The following is an 18,406-nucleotide window of genomic DNA, read 5'->3' as shown; positions in this document are numbered from 1 at the left end:
TCTCCAGGTTAAAATCGGCAACGGCTTTAGGGTAGAGACCATCTTGGCCCACTCCCATCTCATGACCGAGGCTCGGCTCCTGGACGAGCTTACCGGAAATCATATCAGCGCGCGGCTCTATCCCACGCCGGCCGGCGGTGTCGAGCAGTTGGAAGCCATTTGGCGCGAAAAATGTGCGCCACTCGAAAATGCCCAGGTCAATCATCCGACACTGTTGAAATTGCAGGGGCCACGCCGGTTGGGCCAACTCGTCGGCATCGTGTCCGATCACGGGCCCAAGGTGGATCTCGGTCGGTTTCTGGCCCATCAGGGCATGGTCGAGGAAGAGTACGCCATTCGCCTCGTGCTCCAAATCTCCAAGGCGTTGGTGGCCCTCGAGACCCAGGGCCTGATTCACGCCCAACTGCATCCGCGCGACATCCTGCTGCGGTCCAATGGCGAAGTGGTCCTCAAAAATTACGGACTTTACGATTTCGATCAATGCGTCAGTCAGGAGCTGGGCCTGTCCGCATTGGAGTCACCGACCTATCTGGCGCCGGAACAAATCGGCGGCAGGGTGCTTCGACCCGGGACCAGTATCTACCAGCTCGGCCTGATTTTCTTTCAGGCGGTCACGGGGGCGTTGCCCTTCAAGGGCACGCTCGATCAGATTCGTCAGGGCCACCTCAATTCCCCGCCGGCCGATCCTCGCGCCTTCAACAACAAGCTGAGCGAGGGATTGGTGCGTGTCATGAGCCGCATGCTCGCCAAGCGCGCCGAGGATCGTTTCACCACCCTTTCGGAAGTGCAGCGCGGCTTGATTTCGTTGCTGCCGATGGGCGAAGGCCTGGCCATGATGAAAGAGGCCGGCGGCCCCTTGCGCAAATTGTCGGACAAGGATGCCGAGCGCATCGAGAGCGTGCTCGACCAGGCGTTGACCCAAATGGAAGAGGGCGATTTCGACGGCGCCCTGCAAGTGGTGGATTCCGCCTTCCGCATGGCCGGTTTCCAGGAAAATACCTACGAGGTGTACCAGACCATTTGGCGTCAGCGACATGCGGTGCTGATGCGCGAGCTGCTGAATACCGCTCAACGTCAATTGAGTGCACGCCAACCGGAAGAGGCGTTGCGAACGCTGAACAAGATCCTCAGCGTGAACCCGCGGGAAGAAAAGGCCCACGAGATGCAGGGCAACATCTTTCTTTGGTTGGCCGCCGAGCTGCCGCCCATGAGCGAGCCGACCGATGCGGCGCTGTTGGGGCTGTGCGCCGAGCGAACCGACAACGCCGGCCTGGCCGACCACTGTTACACCAAATTGTTGCTGACCGAGCCGGCCGATGCCGGCACCGATGGCGATCAGCTCGACACCCTGCAGGGTCTGGCCCAGAGCCGATTGGAACAACTGCGCGCCAACCTGGGTCCGGTGGCCGCCCCCGTCGACGAGGAACAGGTCCTCAAGCCTGGCGAGGCGATTTTCGATGCCGACGATGACGACCTCTTCGATCAGGCCCTGGATCAGCAGCTCGAAGCCCGTTTGCGCGATACCGGGGGACCGACCCGTTTCGACGAGCGTTTCCCGCGCGAAGACGAGCCGGCGCACGCACCTGCCGTCGAGGAACCCACGGCTCCCGTGGAACGCGCCGTGCCCGAATCCGAACCGGTGGCGCAAGCACCCGCACCCGAACCGGTGGCGCAAGCACCCGCGCCCGAACCGGCGCCGGATCCCCCAGCGGACAACTATCTGGGTTATGACGATGAAGACTACGAAACGAACCTCGTTTCCGCGCCCTCGCCGCTGCCGCCCACGCCTGCGGAGGAAGAGCCCAATTACCTCGGTTACGACGAAGACGACATGGTGGCTGCGGTTCCGCCTCCGCCCAAACCCGCACCGCCCCCCAGTGAGCCGAGTCCCGCCGACAGCCTCGACGGGTTGGACGATATCAATGCCGATGATTTGGGCGACTCGTTGGACGATTCGCTGGACGATGCGATCGGCGACATCGACGACGATGCCTTCGAGGAGCCGGCCGCCTTCAGCCCATCGCCCGCCGCGGCCTTGGAGGACGAGGACGACGATCTGGAAATTCCCTCGCTGGAAGACGATGTTCCGGAGCTGCCGACCTCTCTGCCCGTACCTGGTGCGGCCCAGGCCCAGGATTCCGGCAGCCAGGGAGATTTCGCCCGGCCGGCGGCCTCCAGTTTCGATGATCTGTTGGGCTCGCCCGATGCCGAAGCACCCGTCGAGGAGCCGCCTGCGGAGCCCGCGCCGGCCCCGGCGCCCAAAGTCAAAAAACCGCTGCCCGTCAAGCTGCTGGCGGCCGTGGCTGCCGTCTTTCTCGTGGTCCTGGTTGTGGGCGGCATCGTCATGAACAATGCTTCGGCGCATCGCAAAGCGGCCGAGGCGGCCTACACCAAAGCCGACGGCCTCCAGCGCGACGGGAATTGGGAAGCGGCATTGGCCGCTTGGCAGGCTGCCGCCACCGAGTTCCCCGACTACAAGGACACACCGCAGCGACTACAGGGCATCGAAGCCGATATCAGTGCGCGTGACGATCAGCTCAAAAAATACCTCCAGCGCGCCACGGCCTACATCGAAGAGGGGGTGCTCACCGGCAACATGGGCGACAACGCCATGGCCCTCCTCAAAAAGGCGGAGGACATCGCACCCCCCAACGATCCTCAGATCAAGGCCGTCTACGATCTGCTCAACCAGACCGAGTCGAGCAAGGTCTTGGCTTTGTTGGATGCTGGCAAGGTTCCCGAGGCCAAGGAACGCTACGACGATTTGAAAGTCATGATTCCCGGTTTTCAGGATCCGGACATCGAGGGTCGCATCCAGGAATGGGTCGAAAAGGATCTGCTGGCTCCGGGGCTGATCAAGCTGGATCGCGCCATTGCCGCCAAGAACTGGGAACGGGCGATGGAGATTACCGGCGACATGCGCGAAGTGGTTCCCAATTCGCGATCCGTGCAGGAGCGCTGGGACGTGGTGGTCGCCGAATACGCGGCGCGCCTCAGGGAGGCCGAGGAGAAAGACCAGAAGTCGCAGATGTTGCGCTATCTGGACGTGTTGGTGACCATTCGTCCCGATGACGAGGCACTCGCCGAGCGGCGCAACGAGCTGAGCCGAACCTTGAACCAGGATCGGATTCGCGGTTTGGAACAGAGCATTCAGGATTCGATCGAGAAAGGCAAATTGGGTCAGGCGACCCTGGTGGCGCAACGGCTGCGCAAACTGGATTCCTCCAATGAAGTCGCCCGCCAGGCGTTGGTCCAATACCGGCGCGAAATGGACAGAATGCTCGATGAGTCCAAGAAGGACAACGCCCGCGCCGGCCTCGACATCTACGAAGACATTTTAAAGGTGCTCAATTGGCGCAGTTACCGCAATCTGCAGAAGGAATTGCAGAAGCGAGTCAATGCCTTCGACGGCCGGGTCGCAGGCATCAAGCGATCCAGCCTCAGCTACGACAAAGTCATTCCCGCGATCGATCGGATCATGGGCGAGTATCCCGATTTTCGAAAGGACCGCAATTACAAATGGCTGTCCGACGCCAAGACGCGCTACGAGCGGGAATCGAAGGCCTTTGACACGCTTCTGGGTTGGGAAAGGGAGGCGCGCAGCAACAGCGGGATCACCTACCGCCAAATCATCGAGCGCCTGACCAAGGACACATACCAACTCAACTACGCCAAGAGCCGCATTTCGGAATTGACCAATCGGTACAGGGAATTGGAGCGCAATTACAGCGGCGGCGTGACCATCGTCATTCGGTCGGCGACGAACCTGCCGCGCGAGAAGAGCGGATTGAACAAGGATCCCGAGGGTTTTGTGGAATTGACGGTCGGTCGCGACCAGAAATTCACCACTCCGGCGATCAACAACAACCGCAATCCGAAGTGGGATTTCACCTGCAACTTCATCGCGAAACCGGGTGAGGCCCTTACCTTCAACGTCTACGACAAAGAGGGGCGCGGTCGCGAGTTGATCGGACAGGTTTCGCTGGATCGATTGCCGCCCAGTCAAAAGGGCCTGCAACTGAAACACGCGGACGGATGGGTCCTGAACCTGGACATTCGCCGCGAGCGCTGAAGCCCTTCTCGAAGATCGTTCGTCGGCCGGGCCCGAATCGGGTCGACCTATCGTAGAGCGTGATCCGGGAGTTCCCGTCTTTCGAGAGGGCGGCAAGGCCTGTAGGTGGAACAGCTTGTTCCACCAATCGAAGCGACGTCCGCTTCGGTCAGGTATTGAGCCAAAGAGCGGAGCGATCCGTTCTCCCGAGCAGGTCAAAGCCGAGATAGAAAACCTCTCGATCGGGTTGGTACCTCGCGTCGGAGGGGCTTCGGTCAGGTATTGAGCGAAAGAGCGGAGCGATTCGTTCTCCCGAGCAGGTCAAAGCCGAGATAGAAGCCCTCTCGATCGTATTGGTACCTCGCGTCGGAGGGGCTTCGGCTGGTTGAGCAAGCTGCTCAACCTACAGGCTTTACGAAGCTTGGGGACTTGCGGGAACCTCGTGCCCGATGACTCCGACGAGCAGCCGACCTTAGGGTAACGAATCGCCGACCCGAATCGCATCGACACATCGTAGAGCGTGATCCGGGAGTTCCCGTCTTTCGAGAGGACGGCAAGGCCTGTAGGTGGAACAGCTTGTTCCACCAATCGAAGTGACGTCCGCTTCGGTCAGGTATTGAGCCAAAGAGCGGAGCGATCCGTTCTCCCGAGCAGGTCAAAGCCGAGATAGAAAACCTCTCGATCGTATCGGTACATCGCGTCGGAGGGGCTTCGGCCAGGTAATGAGCGAAAGAGCGGAGCGATTCGTTCTCCCGAGCAGGTCAAAGCCGAGATAGAAGCCCTCTCGATCGTATCGGTACATCGCGTCGGAGGGGCTTCGGCTGGTTGAGCAAGCTGCTCAACCTACAGGCTTTACGAATCTTGGGGGCTTGCGGGAACCTCGTGCCCGATGGCTCCGACGAGCAGCCGATCTTAGGGTAACGAATCGCCGACCCGAATCGAGTCGACCCATCCTTTCGATGTGCGACCCGTGATCCCGGAGAAAAACGGGCTGTGCTCGTATCGTGATTTTTTTGAAGCTCCGCGGAAGTTGGGTTCTTTGTGGGTTTCGAAAAGATGGCGCGTTGGGAATTAATGGGTGTGGAGAGGAATGGAACAGTGGTATCTTAGGCGAAAAGCCACAATTGAATGTCGAGAGGTGACACATGTCCGGACCAGACGTCGAGGGTGTCTTCACAACTTTGTTCACCGCGCCGGCCAATGCGGTCGTTCAGGCCGAGGCCGAGTACCGTGCGATTTGGGCCCAATGGCTCGAGAACACGATGGCGCTGCTGGCGAAGGTGCCTCAGGGCACCGATCGATCGGCGATTCTCGCCAAACACCTGGAGTTGGCGCCGGTCATGAAGCTGGGGGCCCAGATCGAGGTGGGCATCACCTTGCGCGTGGGTTCGGTGACCAGGCGCGAGGGTTCCTTGGGAGTGAGCCTCGGGGTCGGCGCTTTTCAAGCATCCGGCTCCTTTGGGTTCATGTCTCAAAACACTTCCGAGAGCGTCATGCAGGCCCGTGCAGCCTACGCGCTTTCCAACGAGACGGAGGTGACGCTCAAGGATTTTGCGGCCAACTGGTCGATCGACCTGGCCGATCCCACCCAATTGTCGAGCGCCATCGATTTCCTGAAGACGCCGACGCCTGAGACGCCGGCACCCAAGCTCCCGGAAAACTCCTGATCGACCCACAACACGCCACGCGATAGAGGCAACATGGAAAATACGACACCGCCCACCTTGGATCAGGTGATCACCGCCCTGCAAAAAACCTTCAGCCGTGTCAGTCGCGATACGGGAACCGTCGACGAGGCCCAGGCCAAGTGCTTTCTCACCGGGAACGTCGCGTTCCAGCTTGGGCTCAAGGCCGAGTACGGCGAGGGCCATCACCTGTTCATCAAGCCGACGGGCACCTTGGATTTGACCATTTCCGGGACCATTCAAACCGATGTTCGGGTAAAAGAGGAGGAGGACGGCGCATGACGGACCAAGTCGCGACGACGACCGGAGGCGAGGTGGGCCAGCTTTTCGCCAAGACCATCATGGACGTCAAGAACGCATTCGATGCCAACCATATCGACAGCAAGATGGTGACGACGGTGGATCTCGAGGTCACCTTCAACGCGGTCTCCCTCAAAAAAACCGGCTGGAAACTGTTGTTCACCAACAACAACAGCAACCAGAACAATTTGAACATCCGCTTGGCGACCCGCATCAACCTCGACGCCGGGGGTTGATGCGTATGGTCCGCCCGGAGCCTCGGGCGGATATCCTTTGCCGAAGTTAGACTGCAACCCCGGCCTTCAAAGCTTGCGGGAACTTCTCGCGGGGATCGCTTCGGAAAGGGAGCCAGGCCGGTGGATCGACCTGGCTCCATGACTCATTCCTGGGACCTCTCAATCGACGATTCGGTAGGCCCGGCCCTGGTGCATGAAGCGGATGCGCGGCCCCAGGGCGAAGATTTCGGCCAGTTCCGGGGCCCGCTCGAGCAGTGCGAAATACTCGGCTTCTCCGAAGCGGATCTCGGTCACTCGGTCATCGTGCTCGTCACGCCATTCGGCATCCGTCCAGGTGTCACCGCTCAGCGTGAAGTTCCGACCGGCGACGAAGCGCTTGTGGGCGATTTTTCGTTTGGGCTTGGGTGAAGCCAGTCGGTCCACCTCTTCCTCGGTGGGGCCCAATGCGAAATATTCCGTCGTTTCCTGGGCCACCAGGGAATCCGCCGAGGACATGTCGCGCAGGGCCTTGCTCGCCGCCACGCCGCCGGCACCATCTTGACGACGCCAGGCCGAACGAGCCTCTCCGGATTGGGGCGCGGCTTCGAAGTTGCCGTTGCGAGATCGGCCCGCGGTGCGGGTACGGCCATCCGTGTCCTCGAGAATCAGGTGACTGGTATAGGGCGTGACCAGCCCGTATTTTTTGGCCAGACGAACGATCTCTTCTTTCAGTTCGCCACTTTCCCCGTGCAGGCGGATTTGTGTCAGCAGGTAGCCGACCCGTCGCTGTGCCCAGAGCTGAGGCAGGAAGTCGTTGTCCGCGCCGCCATCCGGAAAGTCCGTGCGAAGTTGGATCTGGTGGGGTTTGCCTTGAAGCGTGCCCTTCAGGCGTACCGTCGCGGAGCCCGAACCCTCGTAGCGACCGAACACCAACAAGGTGCCGTCGTTGAAAAGGTCCGGCAGCGGTTTGGGATGGAGCCCCGTGGTCTTGACTCCCGAAATGGAGAGCGCCAGATCGCTGAAGACCGGATATTGGATCTTGCGATAGAGGCTGGAGATCTTGAGTTCCAGGTCCTCGTCGGGCAGGACGTAGGCACTCCAGCCACGTGTTTTTTCCGCGATGCGATCGAGCAGGTGGGTGTTCACCGTGGTGCCGATCCCCAAGGGGAAGACGCGCCGGGTTTTGGTGCGGTCGATGCCGATTTTGGTCAAGAGCGCCTGCTCGTCCCGTTCGCCGATCGTCGGTTTCCCATCGGAAAGGAACATGACGATCGCGGGGCGTCCCGGTGTTTCCTCGAGATCCATCGCCAGGCGCAGTGCGTCTTCCACGTTGGTGCCGCCCATCGCCTGAAATCCGTCGACGAAAGCCCGGGCCCGACTCAGGTTCGCCCGATCGGCTGCCTGCCAGGTTTCCGCGAAGGCTTCCGCTTCGGTGGAAAAGCGGATGATGGCGAATCGGTCCTCCGATCCCAAGTTGTCGAGGCAGAAACCAAGTGCCCGCTTGGTCTGGGCCAATTTGTCACCGGCCATGCTGCCGGAGGTATCGACCACCAGCACCAAATCCTTGGCGGCCAGCCTGGCGACTTCTTTGGCATGCCCGGGGCTGACGCTCATCATGAAGAAACGCCCGCCGGCATCCACGTGGGTCATCAAATCGAGGCCCACCGGTTTGGCACTGGTCGAGAGGAACAGTTGCAGATCATGCCGGGGCCGGTAGTTGCGAGCCGAAAAGCTCAAGCGGGCTGCGTGGGCGTCCAGGCGTGTGACCTCCATGTCGTGGCTGGGGGAGTACACGGTTTTCAGCGGCTGTCGGGTGCGCATTTCCGCATTGAACTGGAATTGCTCGACGTTTTGGGCCAAGGCGGTGGTGCCGTCCACACGGGGGAGGGGATACCGATAGGTCAGAAAGCTGCCCTCCGGAATCAAGGGCTGGCGCCAGGTAAGCTTGATGCGTTTCTCCGAACGCGCCTCGATCGGGAAGATGCGCGCCTTCAGCAGCCCTTGTCCAAGATATTCCAACAGGGCCGGGTCCTTCATGGAGCGCACGATATCGGTGTAGATCTTGGCTGCCTTCTTGGCATCCAGCAGCTCGGCCGGTGTTTCGCGGCCGTTGATGTACATGGAGAACGAGGTGACCTGCGCACCTTTGGGCAAGGGAAACAGGAAGGTGCCTTCTTTCCAGGTGTCGCCGGGGTTGTAGAGCACTTCATCGACGCTGGTGGTGGCGATGCCTTTGTCGAGCGCGACCGAAATGTCCAGCTTGCGGATGATCAGCGGTTGCGGGAGCCGTCGCTTGGGAGGAGGTTGGGGCGGCCAGATCCGCATGTCGTCGCGTTCCCCGTCGATGGGTAGGATGGTTTGGGCGAACGAAGGCGTGCCGGCGAGCAGCAGTGCGGCCATGATCAGCACGGCGAGCGAGGTCCAGCCCCGAAACGCATTTTGGGAAATCGGCGGGCGTCGGCCCTCGAGAGAGATGCGATCTTTTGAAAACATGGGGAACTCCTAAGCGCGGTGTGGTGACCGGGTTCGGGTGGTGAGGAAAAGGGTCGGCTCGGCAGGAGCCGCCTTCATTCGAGGGCAGGTCCGCATTGGGTGGAGGTAAGCCGCGTTCGGCGTGGGTCGATGAGGGAGATGGCGCGATCATCCTAACGCAACTGGGTGGGTGAGATGGCGATTGGGCATCAGGCGAGTCGCGGAAAAAAAGCCGCGCGGGTCGGGAGTGGGCAACCCGCGCGGCATCCTCGCGGAGTGGTGGAGGAGGAATGAGAATCCTGCGACCCTGGTGCCTGTTCGGGGTTATTGGAACCGAAAACCTTTGCGTTGCATTTGTGTGCGGATGGCTTCGAGCATCGCCGCATCGAGCGTGTTGGTCTGGCTCTTCCGCTGTTTCTGCAGGTATTCCCCGCGTTCCTGCTGCAGCTCGTTGATTTGGGCCTGGAGTTTCTTGCGCTCCTCGGCCTTGTCCTTCAAGTAGGTCTTGCGCTCGTCGGCCGACATGTCGCGCATGGGTTCCGGCAATTCTTCGGCATCCAGTTCGGCGGCGCTCACCTCGCCGGCGGAATCGGCATCCACGAGGTCCCACTTGCTGGGCTTGTAAACCGCGGACGCCTTGGTCACGGTGCGCTCGACCGCGACCTCTTCCGAAATCCTGGCCGCGTTGCTGTCCTCGCGCTTCTGACGAGTGCGGGCCGCGGCCCCCGTACGGCCGTAGGCCACGTAGGTCTCGTTCAATTTGCGTCCCAACTCGAGGATTTTCTTGTCTTGGGGTGCACTGATCTGGGCCACGCGCTGATTCTGGTTGATCGTGGTGTAACTGCCGTCGGCAAGGTCGGCCCCCTCTTTCCAGAAGGTCTGAATGCCTTCGCCCTCGTTGCCACAGAAGATGGTGTTGACCACGATGCTTTTGGAAATGGACGACTTACACACTTGGCGGAAATCGACGCTGCCCTGGTTGAACGGCTCGTTGCCGGCGATGAAGATCGCTTTGTAGATATCCGTACGCGGGGACCATTTCAGTTGCAGGGCCTGCTGGATCACCTGGCCGCAGTACTCGTCACCCCCGTTGGTGCTCAGGGCGAAGAGCGATTCGGAGATCGCGTCCAGATCGACGGTCAGCGGTTGAATCCGCCTGATGTAGCCGTCGTTGGCGGACAGCCCGCTGTTGCCGTATTCGAACAGCGCGACTTCGAGATAGGGGGCCTGGCCGTGACGTTTGGCGCGGGCCATGGTGTTGACGATTTTCCACAGGTGGGATCGGGCCTGGTCGATCAGCCCGTTCATGCTGCCGCTGGTGTCCAGCAACAGGGCGATTTGGATGTGGGCCGCGTTGGGAGCGTTTTCCGTATGGGCTACCTTGGGGCTCGTGGCGAGGGCGGCGGCGCCCCACATCAGGATCGAGAGGGACAGGGTCTTCATGGCGGGAGTGATTCTCATGGCGCATCTCCTTGGGGGTCGGGTTGTGCGGCCTTAGATGCCTCGATCCCGGGAGGGTTTCGTTCGGCTTCGAAATTTTTTTTTGAGATTCCCGTGAGGCCCCTCGTCGTTCAGGACTTGCGACGTTCAGCTATCCGGCTGTTTGGGGTAAAATAGAAGTTTCGGAGGTACGAAATGAATCAAGTTGTATTGATCCCCGGGGACGGCATCGGCCCCGAGATAACGGCCGCAGTCCTCAAAATTCTCGACGCCGCGGGGGCCCAGGTCGACTGGGTAAAGGCGGAAGCGGGGATGACCGCATTCGAGAATTCGGGGAATCCTTTGCCGGAGGAGACTTTGGCGAAGATACGCGAGCACCGGATCGTCTTGAAGGGACCTTTGACCACGCCGGTCGGCAGTGGTTTTCGCTCCATCAACGTCTCACTGCGACAGGAATTCAACCTGTTCAGCAACATTCGCCCGGCTCGCAGTCTGCCCGGTATCGACACACCGTTCAAGGATGTCGACCTGGTGCTGTTTCGCGAGAACACCCAGGGGCTCTACAGCGGCATCGAGCGTTGGGCCAACGAAGATCACACCAGGGCTGAAAGCATCGCCCTGATTACCCGGGAAGCGAGTGAGAACATCATCGGCGCGGCATTCGATTACGCGACGAAACACAAGCGCAAAAAGGTGACCCTGGTCCACAAGGCCAACATCCTCAAGCTGAGTACCGGTTTGTTCCTCAAAGTCGGAAACGAGATCGCCCAGCAGTATCCCGACATCGAGTACGAGGACCTGATCGTCGACAACATGGCCATGCAGATGGTCATGAATCCCTCGCGTTTCGACGTGGTGGTGACCACCAACCTGTTCGGCGACATCCTCTCCGACCTGGCCTCGGGCCTGGTCGGTGGCTTGGGCTTGACCGGTTCCGCCAACATCGGTCGCGAACACGCGATGTTCGAGGCCGTACACGGTTCGGCACCCGATATCGCGGGTCAGGGCAAAGCCAATCCCACGGCGTTGCTCTTCTCGGCGATCTTGATGTTGGAGCACATCGGGCAGAACGACGTGGGTGCGCGTATCAACGACGCCATCATGAAGGTCCTGGCCGACAAAGATGCCTGCACCGCCGATTTGGGCGGCAAATCCTCCACCGGGGCATACGGCGATGCGGTGATTGCGGCCATGTCCTGATCACCATCACATCAAACCGAATACGCCGATTTGGGCTCTCCAACGAGAGCCCTTTTTCGTTTCCGGTTTGGGTTGACACTCCCGGTTGCGCCCTATACTGTTGGCTCAGAACATCGGTAGTCAGAGCAGGAAACGGAAGACGGTGAGAACCCGTCGCGGACGCGCCGCTGTATCCGGATCATCCCTCTGGAGTCACTGTTCCGCGAGGAATGGGAAGGCAACCAGGAACCAGGGCCGGGAGCCAGAAGACGTCCTGCTCGAGAGCAGGGCTGTCTCGCGATCAAGACAGGACCGCGATTGACATCCCCGTTTCCCACACCCCAATCGTGCAACTTCGCTGCGCTTCCGCTCGGACGCGTTTCGAATGCGGTCTGGTCTGTCTCGACATCCACGAGAAACGGTTGGATGCATCACTTGCGCGTTCACAGGTCGCGACCGGCCATTGCTCCCCGATCCGATTCCCCATCGCGATATTGAGGAGTAACGGTCATGAACACACACATTTTAGGGTTCCCCCGCATTGGCCGGAACCGGGAACTGAAGCGCGCCTTGGAGCACTTCTGGAAAGGGAGGAGCGACGAAACCGCGTTGTTGGAACTCGCTCGGTCGATCAAAAAAAACAACTGGCTGATTCAGGCGGAAGCCGGCCTGAACTGGATTACCACGGGTGATTTCTCCCTTTACGATCACGTCTTGGACACGCTGTGCATGCTGGGGCTCGTGCCCGACCGATTTCATGGCGAGCAAGGGAAGATCGATCTCACCACCTACTTTCACATGGCGCGGGGCGATATCGAGCGAAATGTTCCCGCCATGGAAATGACCAAGTGGTTCGATACCAATTACCACTACATCGTGCCCGAGTTCGCGGGCGAGCCGTCCGTTCGGCTTGGCTCCTCGCGGTTGCTCAACGACACCAAAGCCGTGCTTGCGCTCGGTTTGCGACCCAAGCCGGTGCTGTTGGGACCACTCACGCTGCTGTGCCTGGGCAAGCAAGATCGCCCAGGTGCCCGCTGGGCTTGGATGGCCCCCCTGCTGGAGATGTACGCGCGTGTCATCGCCAAGCTGGATCCGCTCTGTGACTGGATTCAAATCGACGAGCCGGTGCTTTGCACGGATCTATCTCCCGAAGCCCGGGCGCGGGCCCTTTCCGCCTGGGCCCGTCTCGCCGGTGCGGTTTCCGGTAGCCGGTTGCTGCTGACCACCTATTTCGGGCCGCTCGCGGAAAACCTGGACCTGGCCCTCGAATCCTGTTTTGGCGGCCTGCATCTCGACCTGGTTCGCGGCGGCGAAGACCTCGACCCGGTGCTCGAGCGCTTGCCCGAGTCCATGAGCCTGTCGCTCGGTCTGGTGAATGGTCGCAACATCTGGAAAACCGATTTGACCGAGGCCGCGGTCCTGGGTCGTCGGGTTCGCGATCGTCTCGGCCCCGCGCGGGTGTTGATGGCCTCGAGCTGCTCGCTGTTGCACGCGCCCGTCGATCTCCGAAGCGAGTCGGACCTGCCCGCCACGCTTCGGGCCGGCATGTCGTTCGCGGTTCAGAAGTGCCACGAGGTGGCCGTACTGGGACGGAGCGGACTGGATATCGAGGCGTCGGAGGAGCTGAAGGCCAACCGTGCCGACCTGGCTTCGTTGCGCAGCGATCCGCTCGTGTGTCGCGCGACGGTTCGGGAACGCACGGCCGCCATCGACGACACCATGCTGCACCGCAAGCAGACCTACGCGCTCCGGAAACCCGTCCAACAGGCCTGGCTGAAGCTGCCGCCCTTGCCGACGACGACCATCGGTTCCTTTCCCCAAACCAAGTCCATCCGCGCCCAACGCAAAAAATGGAAGAAGGGCTTGTTGGATCACGAGGCCTACGAGGCCTTTCTCCGCGAGGAGATCGGCGAGACGATCGCGCGCCAGGAAGCGCTGCGACTCGATGTACTGGTCCACGGCGAGGCCGAACGAAACGACATGGTCGAGTATTTCGGCGAACGCCTGGACGGGTTCTGCTTCACCCAGAACGGCTGGGTTCAGAGTTACGGCAGTCGTTGCGTCAAACCACCGGTGATTTTCGGAGACGTGGCCCGGCCCCAGGCGATGACGGTGCCCTGGATCAGCTATGCCCAGTCGCGCACCGACAAACCCGTCAAGGCCATGCTGACCGGGCCGGTGACGATGCTGTGTTGGAGCTTCGTGCGCGAGGACCTGTCTCGGTCCGAAGTGTGTCGCCAACTCGCCCTGGCGATCCGCGACGAGGTCTGTGACCTGGAGAAGGCCGGGATCAAAATCATCCAAATCGATGAAGCGGCTCTGCGCGAGGGCATGCCCTTGCGCCACCGCGATCAGGAATCCTATCTGGCCTGGGCCGTCGATGCCTTTCGGTTGACTTCCGCGGGTGTCGAGGACAGCACCCAGATCCACACCCACATGTGTTACAGCGAGTTCAACGAGATCGTCGAATGGATCGCCAAGCTGGATGCGGATGTGATCAGTATCGAATCCAGCCGAAGCAAGATGGAATTGCTGGAGGCCTTTCGGCGATTCGCCTATCCCAACGACGTGGGGCCCGGGGTTTACGACATCCACAGTCCGCGTATCCCGACCGTGGACGAAATCGTGGCGCTTCTCAAAAAAGCGCTGGAAGTGATTCCCGCCGATCGGCTCTGGGTCAATCCCGATTGTGGGCTCAAGACTCGAGGCTGGCCGGAGGCCGTGGCCTCTCTGCGCAATATGGTCGAAGCGACCGCACTGCTCAGGGAAGAAATGATCGCCGATCCCGCTTGATTCCGATGGAACTCGTTTGAAATCAGGGAGGCGGGACCTGTTGGAAGCTTGCCGCGCCAACGGGTCCCGTCCCGCTCGAGCCTTTTTGCGCATCTTCGCGACATGCCTTCACTGACAATCTGGGACCACTTCACTTACAATGCTTTTGGGGAGTGTTTGCGATCGTGGAAGGAACGCGAACAGGGGAATGCCCAAGGCATCGAAGCTTGGGTCATCATCGCGCGTGATGCGCATCAGGGGGGTTTCATGCTGGCTTCCAGTATCAGTGCATTCCAAACGTTCAAGCGGTCCGTCGGTCCCAGCTCATCGCACACCCACGGGCCCATTCTCATCGGCAACCTGTTCCGCCGCTTGCTGGCGCGCCGGGAGGAGTTACACCATCTGGCACGGGTGCGCGTGACCTTGTGTTGGAGTCTGGCTCGCACGGGCAAGGGACACTTGACGGACAACGCGATCGTGGCCGGCTTGATGGGGTACGATCCGGTAACGGACGACCTGGAACGGATCAACGGCGCACTGGAACATGTTCGCAAGACCAAGACACTCGACATGGGTGTCAAAGAGGTACCGTTCGATTCTGCCAAGGATTTGATCTGGTCACCCTACAAACGCCTACCGGGCCACGAGAACGGTTTGACCATCGCGATCTACGACGGCGAGGGCCGCGAGCTTTTTTCCCGCAACTACTACTCGATCGGCGGCGGCATGGTACGCGAGGAAGCCGACGAGGAAGAGGGCGACGAAGCCCACCAAGAACCTTTTCCCTACAAGCTGGCCTCCGAATGGCTGCAGTTCGCCCATCAGGAAGGCGTGCCCCTCTCGGAGATCGTCAAGCGCAACACGGCGGCGATCGACCGCACCACGCTCGACGAAACCTTCGAACGGATGCGCAACATCTGGCACGTGATGAAGGAATGTGTGGAGCGCGGGCTGGAACCCAAGGAGCCCGTGTTGCCGGGGATCCTGCGGGTCAAGCGGCGCGCGCCCCAGCTCTTTGACGCGGCAAAGAAGCCCAAGCGCCGCGGCATTTTTGCCAGCAACGACATCTGCCGTTACGCGACGGCCTTCGCCTATGCGGTCTCGGAGGAGAACGCGGCTTCGGGCCGGGTCGTGACCGCGCCGACCAACGGCGGAGCCGGGGTCGTTCCGGGCGTGATGTATGCCGCCATGTTTCTCGACGATTTCAGCGAGGACCAAATTGTCGAGGCCCTGTTCACGGCGGCGGGGATCGGGGGCCTGATCCAGGCCAACGCCTCGATCTCGGGTTCCGAAGTGGGCTGTCAGGGCGAAGTGGGGGCGGCTTGCTCGATGGCCGCCGGCGCGGTGTGCCAGCTCTTCAGCGGAACGTCGCGCGAGGTGGAGTACGCCGCCGAGGTGGCGATGGAGCATTCCTTGGGTTTGGAATGCACGCCGATGAAGGGCTACGTCCAGATCCCCTGCATCGAGCGCAACGGCATTTTCGCCCAAAAAGCGCTCGCGGCCGCCCAGCACGCGATCACGCTCAAGGATCACCGCATCAGTTTGGATCTCGTGATCGAGAAGATGTACGAGAACGGCAAGCGCATGCACCCCGACTTCAAGGAAACCAGTCGAGCCGGGTTCGGCACCCTGACGCCCGATCTGGATTTTCCGGTGTGATCGACTTCGAGGGGCTTTGCCGCGGGCCGGGGTGCGTCCCTCGTCGGCGCCGAAGCGCCTCTCCAACGGAGTTCCCGCAAACGTCATGGCGGTAGGTTGGTCACGGGCGGTATGCCCGCTGGGCCCACTTTTCGAAGTGATCCAATCGCGCAGTGGTCGCATGCTCAGAGGGTCGTCGTGCCAGGTAGGTCCATCGGCCCGATGGACTTGTCGAAGTCACCCAACCTACGGTTTTTCAGGAAGCCTAAGAGCGAAGCCGATTCTTTCGCGAAAGATCCTCAGTCGAAGTACCCATCCTCGCTCTTCCCGCTTACCGAGAGAGAGTCCAGGCCTGTAGGTGGAGCAGCTTGCTCCACCAATCGAAGCGACGCCCGCTTCGACGTGGTATGAGGCCAAAGAGCGGAGCGACTCCTTCTCCCGAGTCGGTACATGCCGAGATTCCGGCGCCCTCCATTGTATTGCCACATCGCAGGCCAATCACTTCGGCGGGTTGAGCAGGGTCGGTAAGGCAGGCTGAGGCTGTGTGAAAACCCTGAATTCCCTCGTTTCGGCCTGCACCGGTTCTTTTTCTTCACCGGCCGTTCCGGCCGTTCCGCAACTTAATCCTTATCTTGTTGGCTTTGGGGTGATGGTTTCTGTCTCCTTTTTCTGGTGAGGTAGCACCTGATCTTTTAATTAGCTTGGTTAAAACAACTTACAACTCAGTCGCGGTATTATTCTTACAGAGCTTCCATCAGTCTTTCTTGTCCCATGATGTTGAAGAACCTCTTCATGTTGTAGGCCAGGGCCGCCAAGTTCATTTCTGTCCTCACGTTCTCCATTCCTTTCGTTAAGAAACTCCCATACTGGAAGCTCGCCTTTAGCACCCCAAACGGATGTTCCACCAGCCCTTTTCGGGCCTTTTGCAGGAAGCCCTTTTTCTTGCTCTCCCGCTCTAACTCCTCGATTTGATCTTCATATGCGCTTCTCTCGATCTGTCGACCGCTTTTTGCGGTGGTGCATTGATCTCTGAGCGGGCATCCTTTGCAAGCCTTCGTTTTATAGATGGTTTTCGCTTGTTCTGAGCTCTTCTTTTTCAAGGGCTCCAACACCTCTCCGTTCGGGCACGTGTAGGTGTTCGCGTCCCTGTCGTAAACGAATGCCTCTTTCGTGAATCGACCCGATGTCTGCTGCCGGGTTCTACAGGGAGGCACCCTCGGTGTAATCCCTTCATCCAAACACTTCGCCATTTCCTGATGGCTGTAATATCCTTTGTCCGCTACAACCTCGCACTTTTCGATCCCCAGATTTTCCTTTGATTTTAGGCTGATCCCACTCAACTGGTCTTTATCGTTTCGCGCTTGGTTGACATCCACCGCCGCCACCAGCTTGTGCTTGTGATCCACTCCGATTTGCACGTTGTAACCCACTGTCTTCCCATGCCTTCCCCTCATTGCACGGGCGTCCTCATCTGTAAGAGATACCTGACTATCTTGGCTCTCCTTCAACCGAGTTTCGGCCTCCTTCAATTCCTCCTTTTGCTCCGTCAACTTGCGGATTTTTTCTCTCAGCTCTTTCTTGGTCGCCTTTTGAACCTTTGCCTCTTTCTCGTCCTGCTTGGTCAGCTTTTCCAGGTAGTCTTCGATGCGTTCTTCGATCTGGCTTATCACCTTCGCCAAACGCGAGGCATTGAAGTTCCGTGCCTGGCTGTTGACTGCTTTGAACTTGCTGCCGTCAATACCGAGCAATTCACAGCCGAACAATTGGTTCTTTTTGCAGAGTAGGGTGAACTGGCGAAATACCCCAGCGATCCCCTTTTTGTTGTTCTTGCGAAAATCGGCAATCGTTTTGAAGTCGGGTTTCAGACCACGCATCAGCCACATCAGCTCTACGTTCCGATGGGTTTCCTTTTCGAGGCCTCGACTGGAACGTATCTTGTTGAGATATCCGTAGATATAGAGCTTGATCAGGTCCTTGGGATCGTAGCCAGGGCGCCCGGTTTTTTTAGGTTCGGAACGTACGAATTTAAGTTCTTCCATGTCGAGCGAGTCGACAAAAGCATCAATAAACCGAACCGGATTCTCCTCAGCAACAAAGTCGTCCATGAGGGGAGGAAACATCTGGGTTTGATCACGAGGAGTGCCTGAAATGTATCTCATAAAACACGGATACCTCACTTGTTTTAAAAGACTTATAGCACAAAATTGCGCAAAAATAAACGTAAAATACTGATAAATATACATGTTATGAGTTTTCACACAGCCTCAGGCTGCTCGACCTACAGGCCTTACGTCCCTCTCACCATGAGGGGCTGTGGACTTTGCGACTTCGGTGAGGTACGGTGAGGGAGATTTCCCGCTTCGCTCTTTGGTGTAATTGATTGAGGTTGCTTGGGTTGCTTCGATTGGTGGAGCAAGCTGCTCCACCTACAGGCACGACACCTCTCTGGAAATGCGGGCACTACAACGGTGCTCCCTCCGGCAAAGGTCTGCAAAGTGAGCATTTGTGTTTCGCCATTCAAATATTCGCTGGTATCGCGCTTGGGTAACTTCGAAAAGTCGGCCCAGCGGGCCAACCTGTACCATAGAGTTCAAGCTCTATGGTTAATATTCAGTTCGTCACAGCCGTAGCCTTTTTCTTTTTTTGCTTCTTTT

10 protein-coding genes and 1 riboswitch are annotated in these 18,406 nt (G+C 59.5%); of the genes, 7 read left to right on the top strand and 3 right to left on the bottom strand.

Annotated features, from left to right (window positions below; all coding sequences use genetic code 11):
- Positions 1-43 precede the first annotated feature (43 nt).
- From J3U87_RS11420 to J3U87_RS11405, 4 genes are all read left to right on the top strand, one after another.
- A complete protein-coding gene (locus J3U87_RS11420; RefSeq protein WP_237383165.1) occupies positions 44-4,072 on the top strand; it encodes a protein kinase domain-containing protein in 4,029 nt (1,342 codons plus the stop codon).
- Between the two features lie 1,124 nt (positions 4,073-5,196).
- Positions 5,197-5,718: a hypothetical protein gene (locus tag J3U87_RS11415; RefSeq protein ID WP_237383164.1), complete on the top strand. Its 522-nt coding sequence runs from the start codon at positions 5,197-5,199 to the stop codon at positions 5,716-5,718.
- A 33-nt stretch (positions 5,719-5,751) separates the two neighbouring features.
- A complete protein-coding gene (locus tag J3U87_RS11410; protein WP_237383163.1) occupies positions 5,752-6,018 on the top strand; it encodes a hypothetical protein in 267 nt (88 codons plus the stop codon).
- Positions 6,015-6,272: a hypothetical protein gene (locus J3U87_RS11405; RefSeq protein ID WP_237383162.1), complete on the top strand. Its 258-nt coding sequence runs from the start codon at positions 6,015-6,017 to the stop codon at positions 6,270-6,272. Before J3U87_RS11410 ends, J3U87_RS11405 begins: the two co-directional genes overlap by 4 nt.
- Positions 6,273-6,431: 159 nt before the next feature.
- On the opposite strand, the gene J3U87_RS11400 is transcribed toward J3U87_RS11405, so the two are convergent.
- Both J3U87_RS11400 and J3U87_RS11395 read right to left on the bottom strand, forming a co-directional pair.
- Entirely contained in the window at positions 6,432-8,744 is a 2,313-nt protein-coding gene (locus J3U87_RS11400; RefSeq protein ID WP_237383161.1) for a VIT domain-containing protein, read from the bottom strand.
- 303 nt (positions 8,745-9,047) lie between these two features.
- Positions 9,048-10,184 carry a vWA domain-containing protein gene (locus tag J3U87_RS11395; RefSeq protein WP_237383160.1) on the bottom strand — a complete coding sequence of 379 codons (1,137 nt, stop codon included), beginning with the start codon at positions 10,182-10,184 and terminating at the stop codon, positions 9,048-9,050.
- Between the two features lie 174 nt (positions 10,185-10,358).
- Between J3U87_RS11395 and J3U87_RS11390 the strand changes: the two genes are divergently transcribed.
- From J3U87_RS11390 to J3U87_RS11380, 3 genes are all read left to right on the top strand, one after another.
- Positions 10,359-11,363: an isocitrate/isopropylmalate dehydrogenase family protein gene (locus J3U87_RS11390; protein WP_237383159.1), complete on the top strand. Its 1,005-nt coding sequence runs from the start codon at positions 10,359-10,361 to the stop codon at positions 11,361-11,363.
- Between the two features lie 84 nt (positions 11,364-11,447).
- Positions 11,448-11,634, top strand: a riboswitch (cobalamin riboswitch).
- Between the two features lie 218 nt (positions 11,635-11,852).
- Entirely contained in the window at positions 11,853-14,135 is a 2,283-nt protein-coding gene (gene metE / locus J3U87_RS11385; RefSeq protein WP_237383158.1) for a 5-methyltetrahydropteroyltriglutamate--homocysteine S-methyltransferase, read from the top strand.
- A 246-nt stretch (positions 14,136-14,381) separates the two neighbouring features.
- Entirely contained in the window at positions 14,382-15,773 is a 1,392-nt protein-coding gene (locus J3U87_RS11380) for an L-serine ammonia-lyase (RefSeq protein ID WP_237383157.1), read from the top strand.
- A gap of 719 nt (positions 15,774-16,492) precedes the next feature.
- Here J3U87_RS11380 and J3U87_RS11375 read toward each other — a convergent pair.
- Complete coding sequence (locus J3U87_RS11375) at positions 16,493-17,911, bottom strand: IS1182 family transposase (RefSeq protein ID WP_237377403.1); 1,419 nt, start codon at positions 17,909-17,911, stop codon at positions 16,493-16,495.
- Positions 17,912-18,406 lie beyond the last annotated feature (495 nt).

Source organism: Sulfidibacter corallicola (assembly GCF_017498545.1).
In the GTDB taxonomy this organism is placed as follows: domain Bacteria; phylum Acidobacteriota; class Holophagae; order Acanthopleuribacterales; family Acanthopleuribacteraceae; genus Sulfidibacter; species Sulfidibacter corallicola.
Note: the sequence above shows the minus strand (reverse complement) of the source record. Positions and strands in the feature narration are given on the sequence as shown.

Excerpts from the sequence above, each read along its gene's own strand:
- J3U87_RS11410 (WP_237383163.1), top strand. The coding sequence starts at position 5,752 with ATGGAAAATACGACACCGCCCACCTTGGATCAGGTGATCACCGCCCTG.
- J3U87_RS11390 (WP_237383159.1), top strand. The coding sequence starts at position 10,359 with ATGAATCAAGTTGTATTGATCCCCGGGGACGGCATCGGCCCCGAGATA.
- J3U87_RS11375 (WP_237377403.1), bottom strand. The coding sequence starts at position 17,911 with ATGAGATACATTTCAGGCACTCCTCGTGATCAAACCCAGATGTTTCCT.
- J3U87_RS11415 (WP_237383164.1), top strand. The coding sequence starts at position 5,197 with ATGTCCGGACCAGACGTCGAGGGTGTCTTCACAACTTTGTTCACCGCG.
- metE (WP_237383158.1), top strand. The coding sequence starts at position 11,853 with ATGAACACACACATTTTAGGGTTCCCCCGCATTGGCCGGAACCGGGAA.
- J3U87_RS11395 (WP_237383160.1), bottom strand. The coding sequence starts at position 10,184 with ATGAGAATCACTCCCGCCATGAAGACCCTGTCCCTCTCGATCCTGATG.
- J3U87_RS11405 (WP_237383162.1), top strand. The coding sequence starts at position 6,015 with ATGACGGACCAAGTCGCGACGACGACCGGAGGCGAGGTGGGCCAGCTT.
- J3U87_RS11400 (WP_237383161.1), bottom strand. The coding sequence starts at position 8,744 with ATGTTTTCAAAAGATCGCATCTCTCTCGAGGGCCGACGCCCGCCGATT.
- J3U87_RS11380 (WP_237383157.1), top strand. The coding sequence starts at position 14,382 with ATGCTGGCTTCCAGTATCAGTGCATTCCAAACGTTCAAGCGGTCCGTC.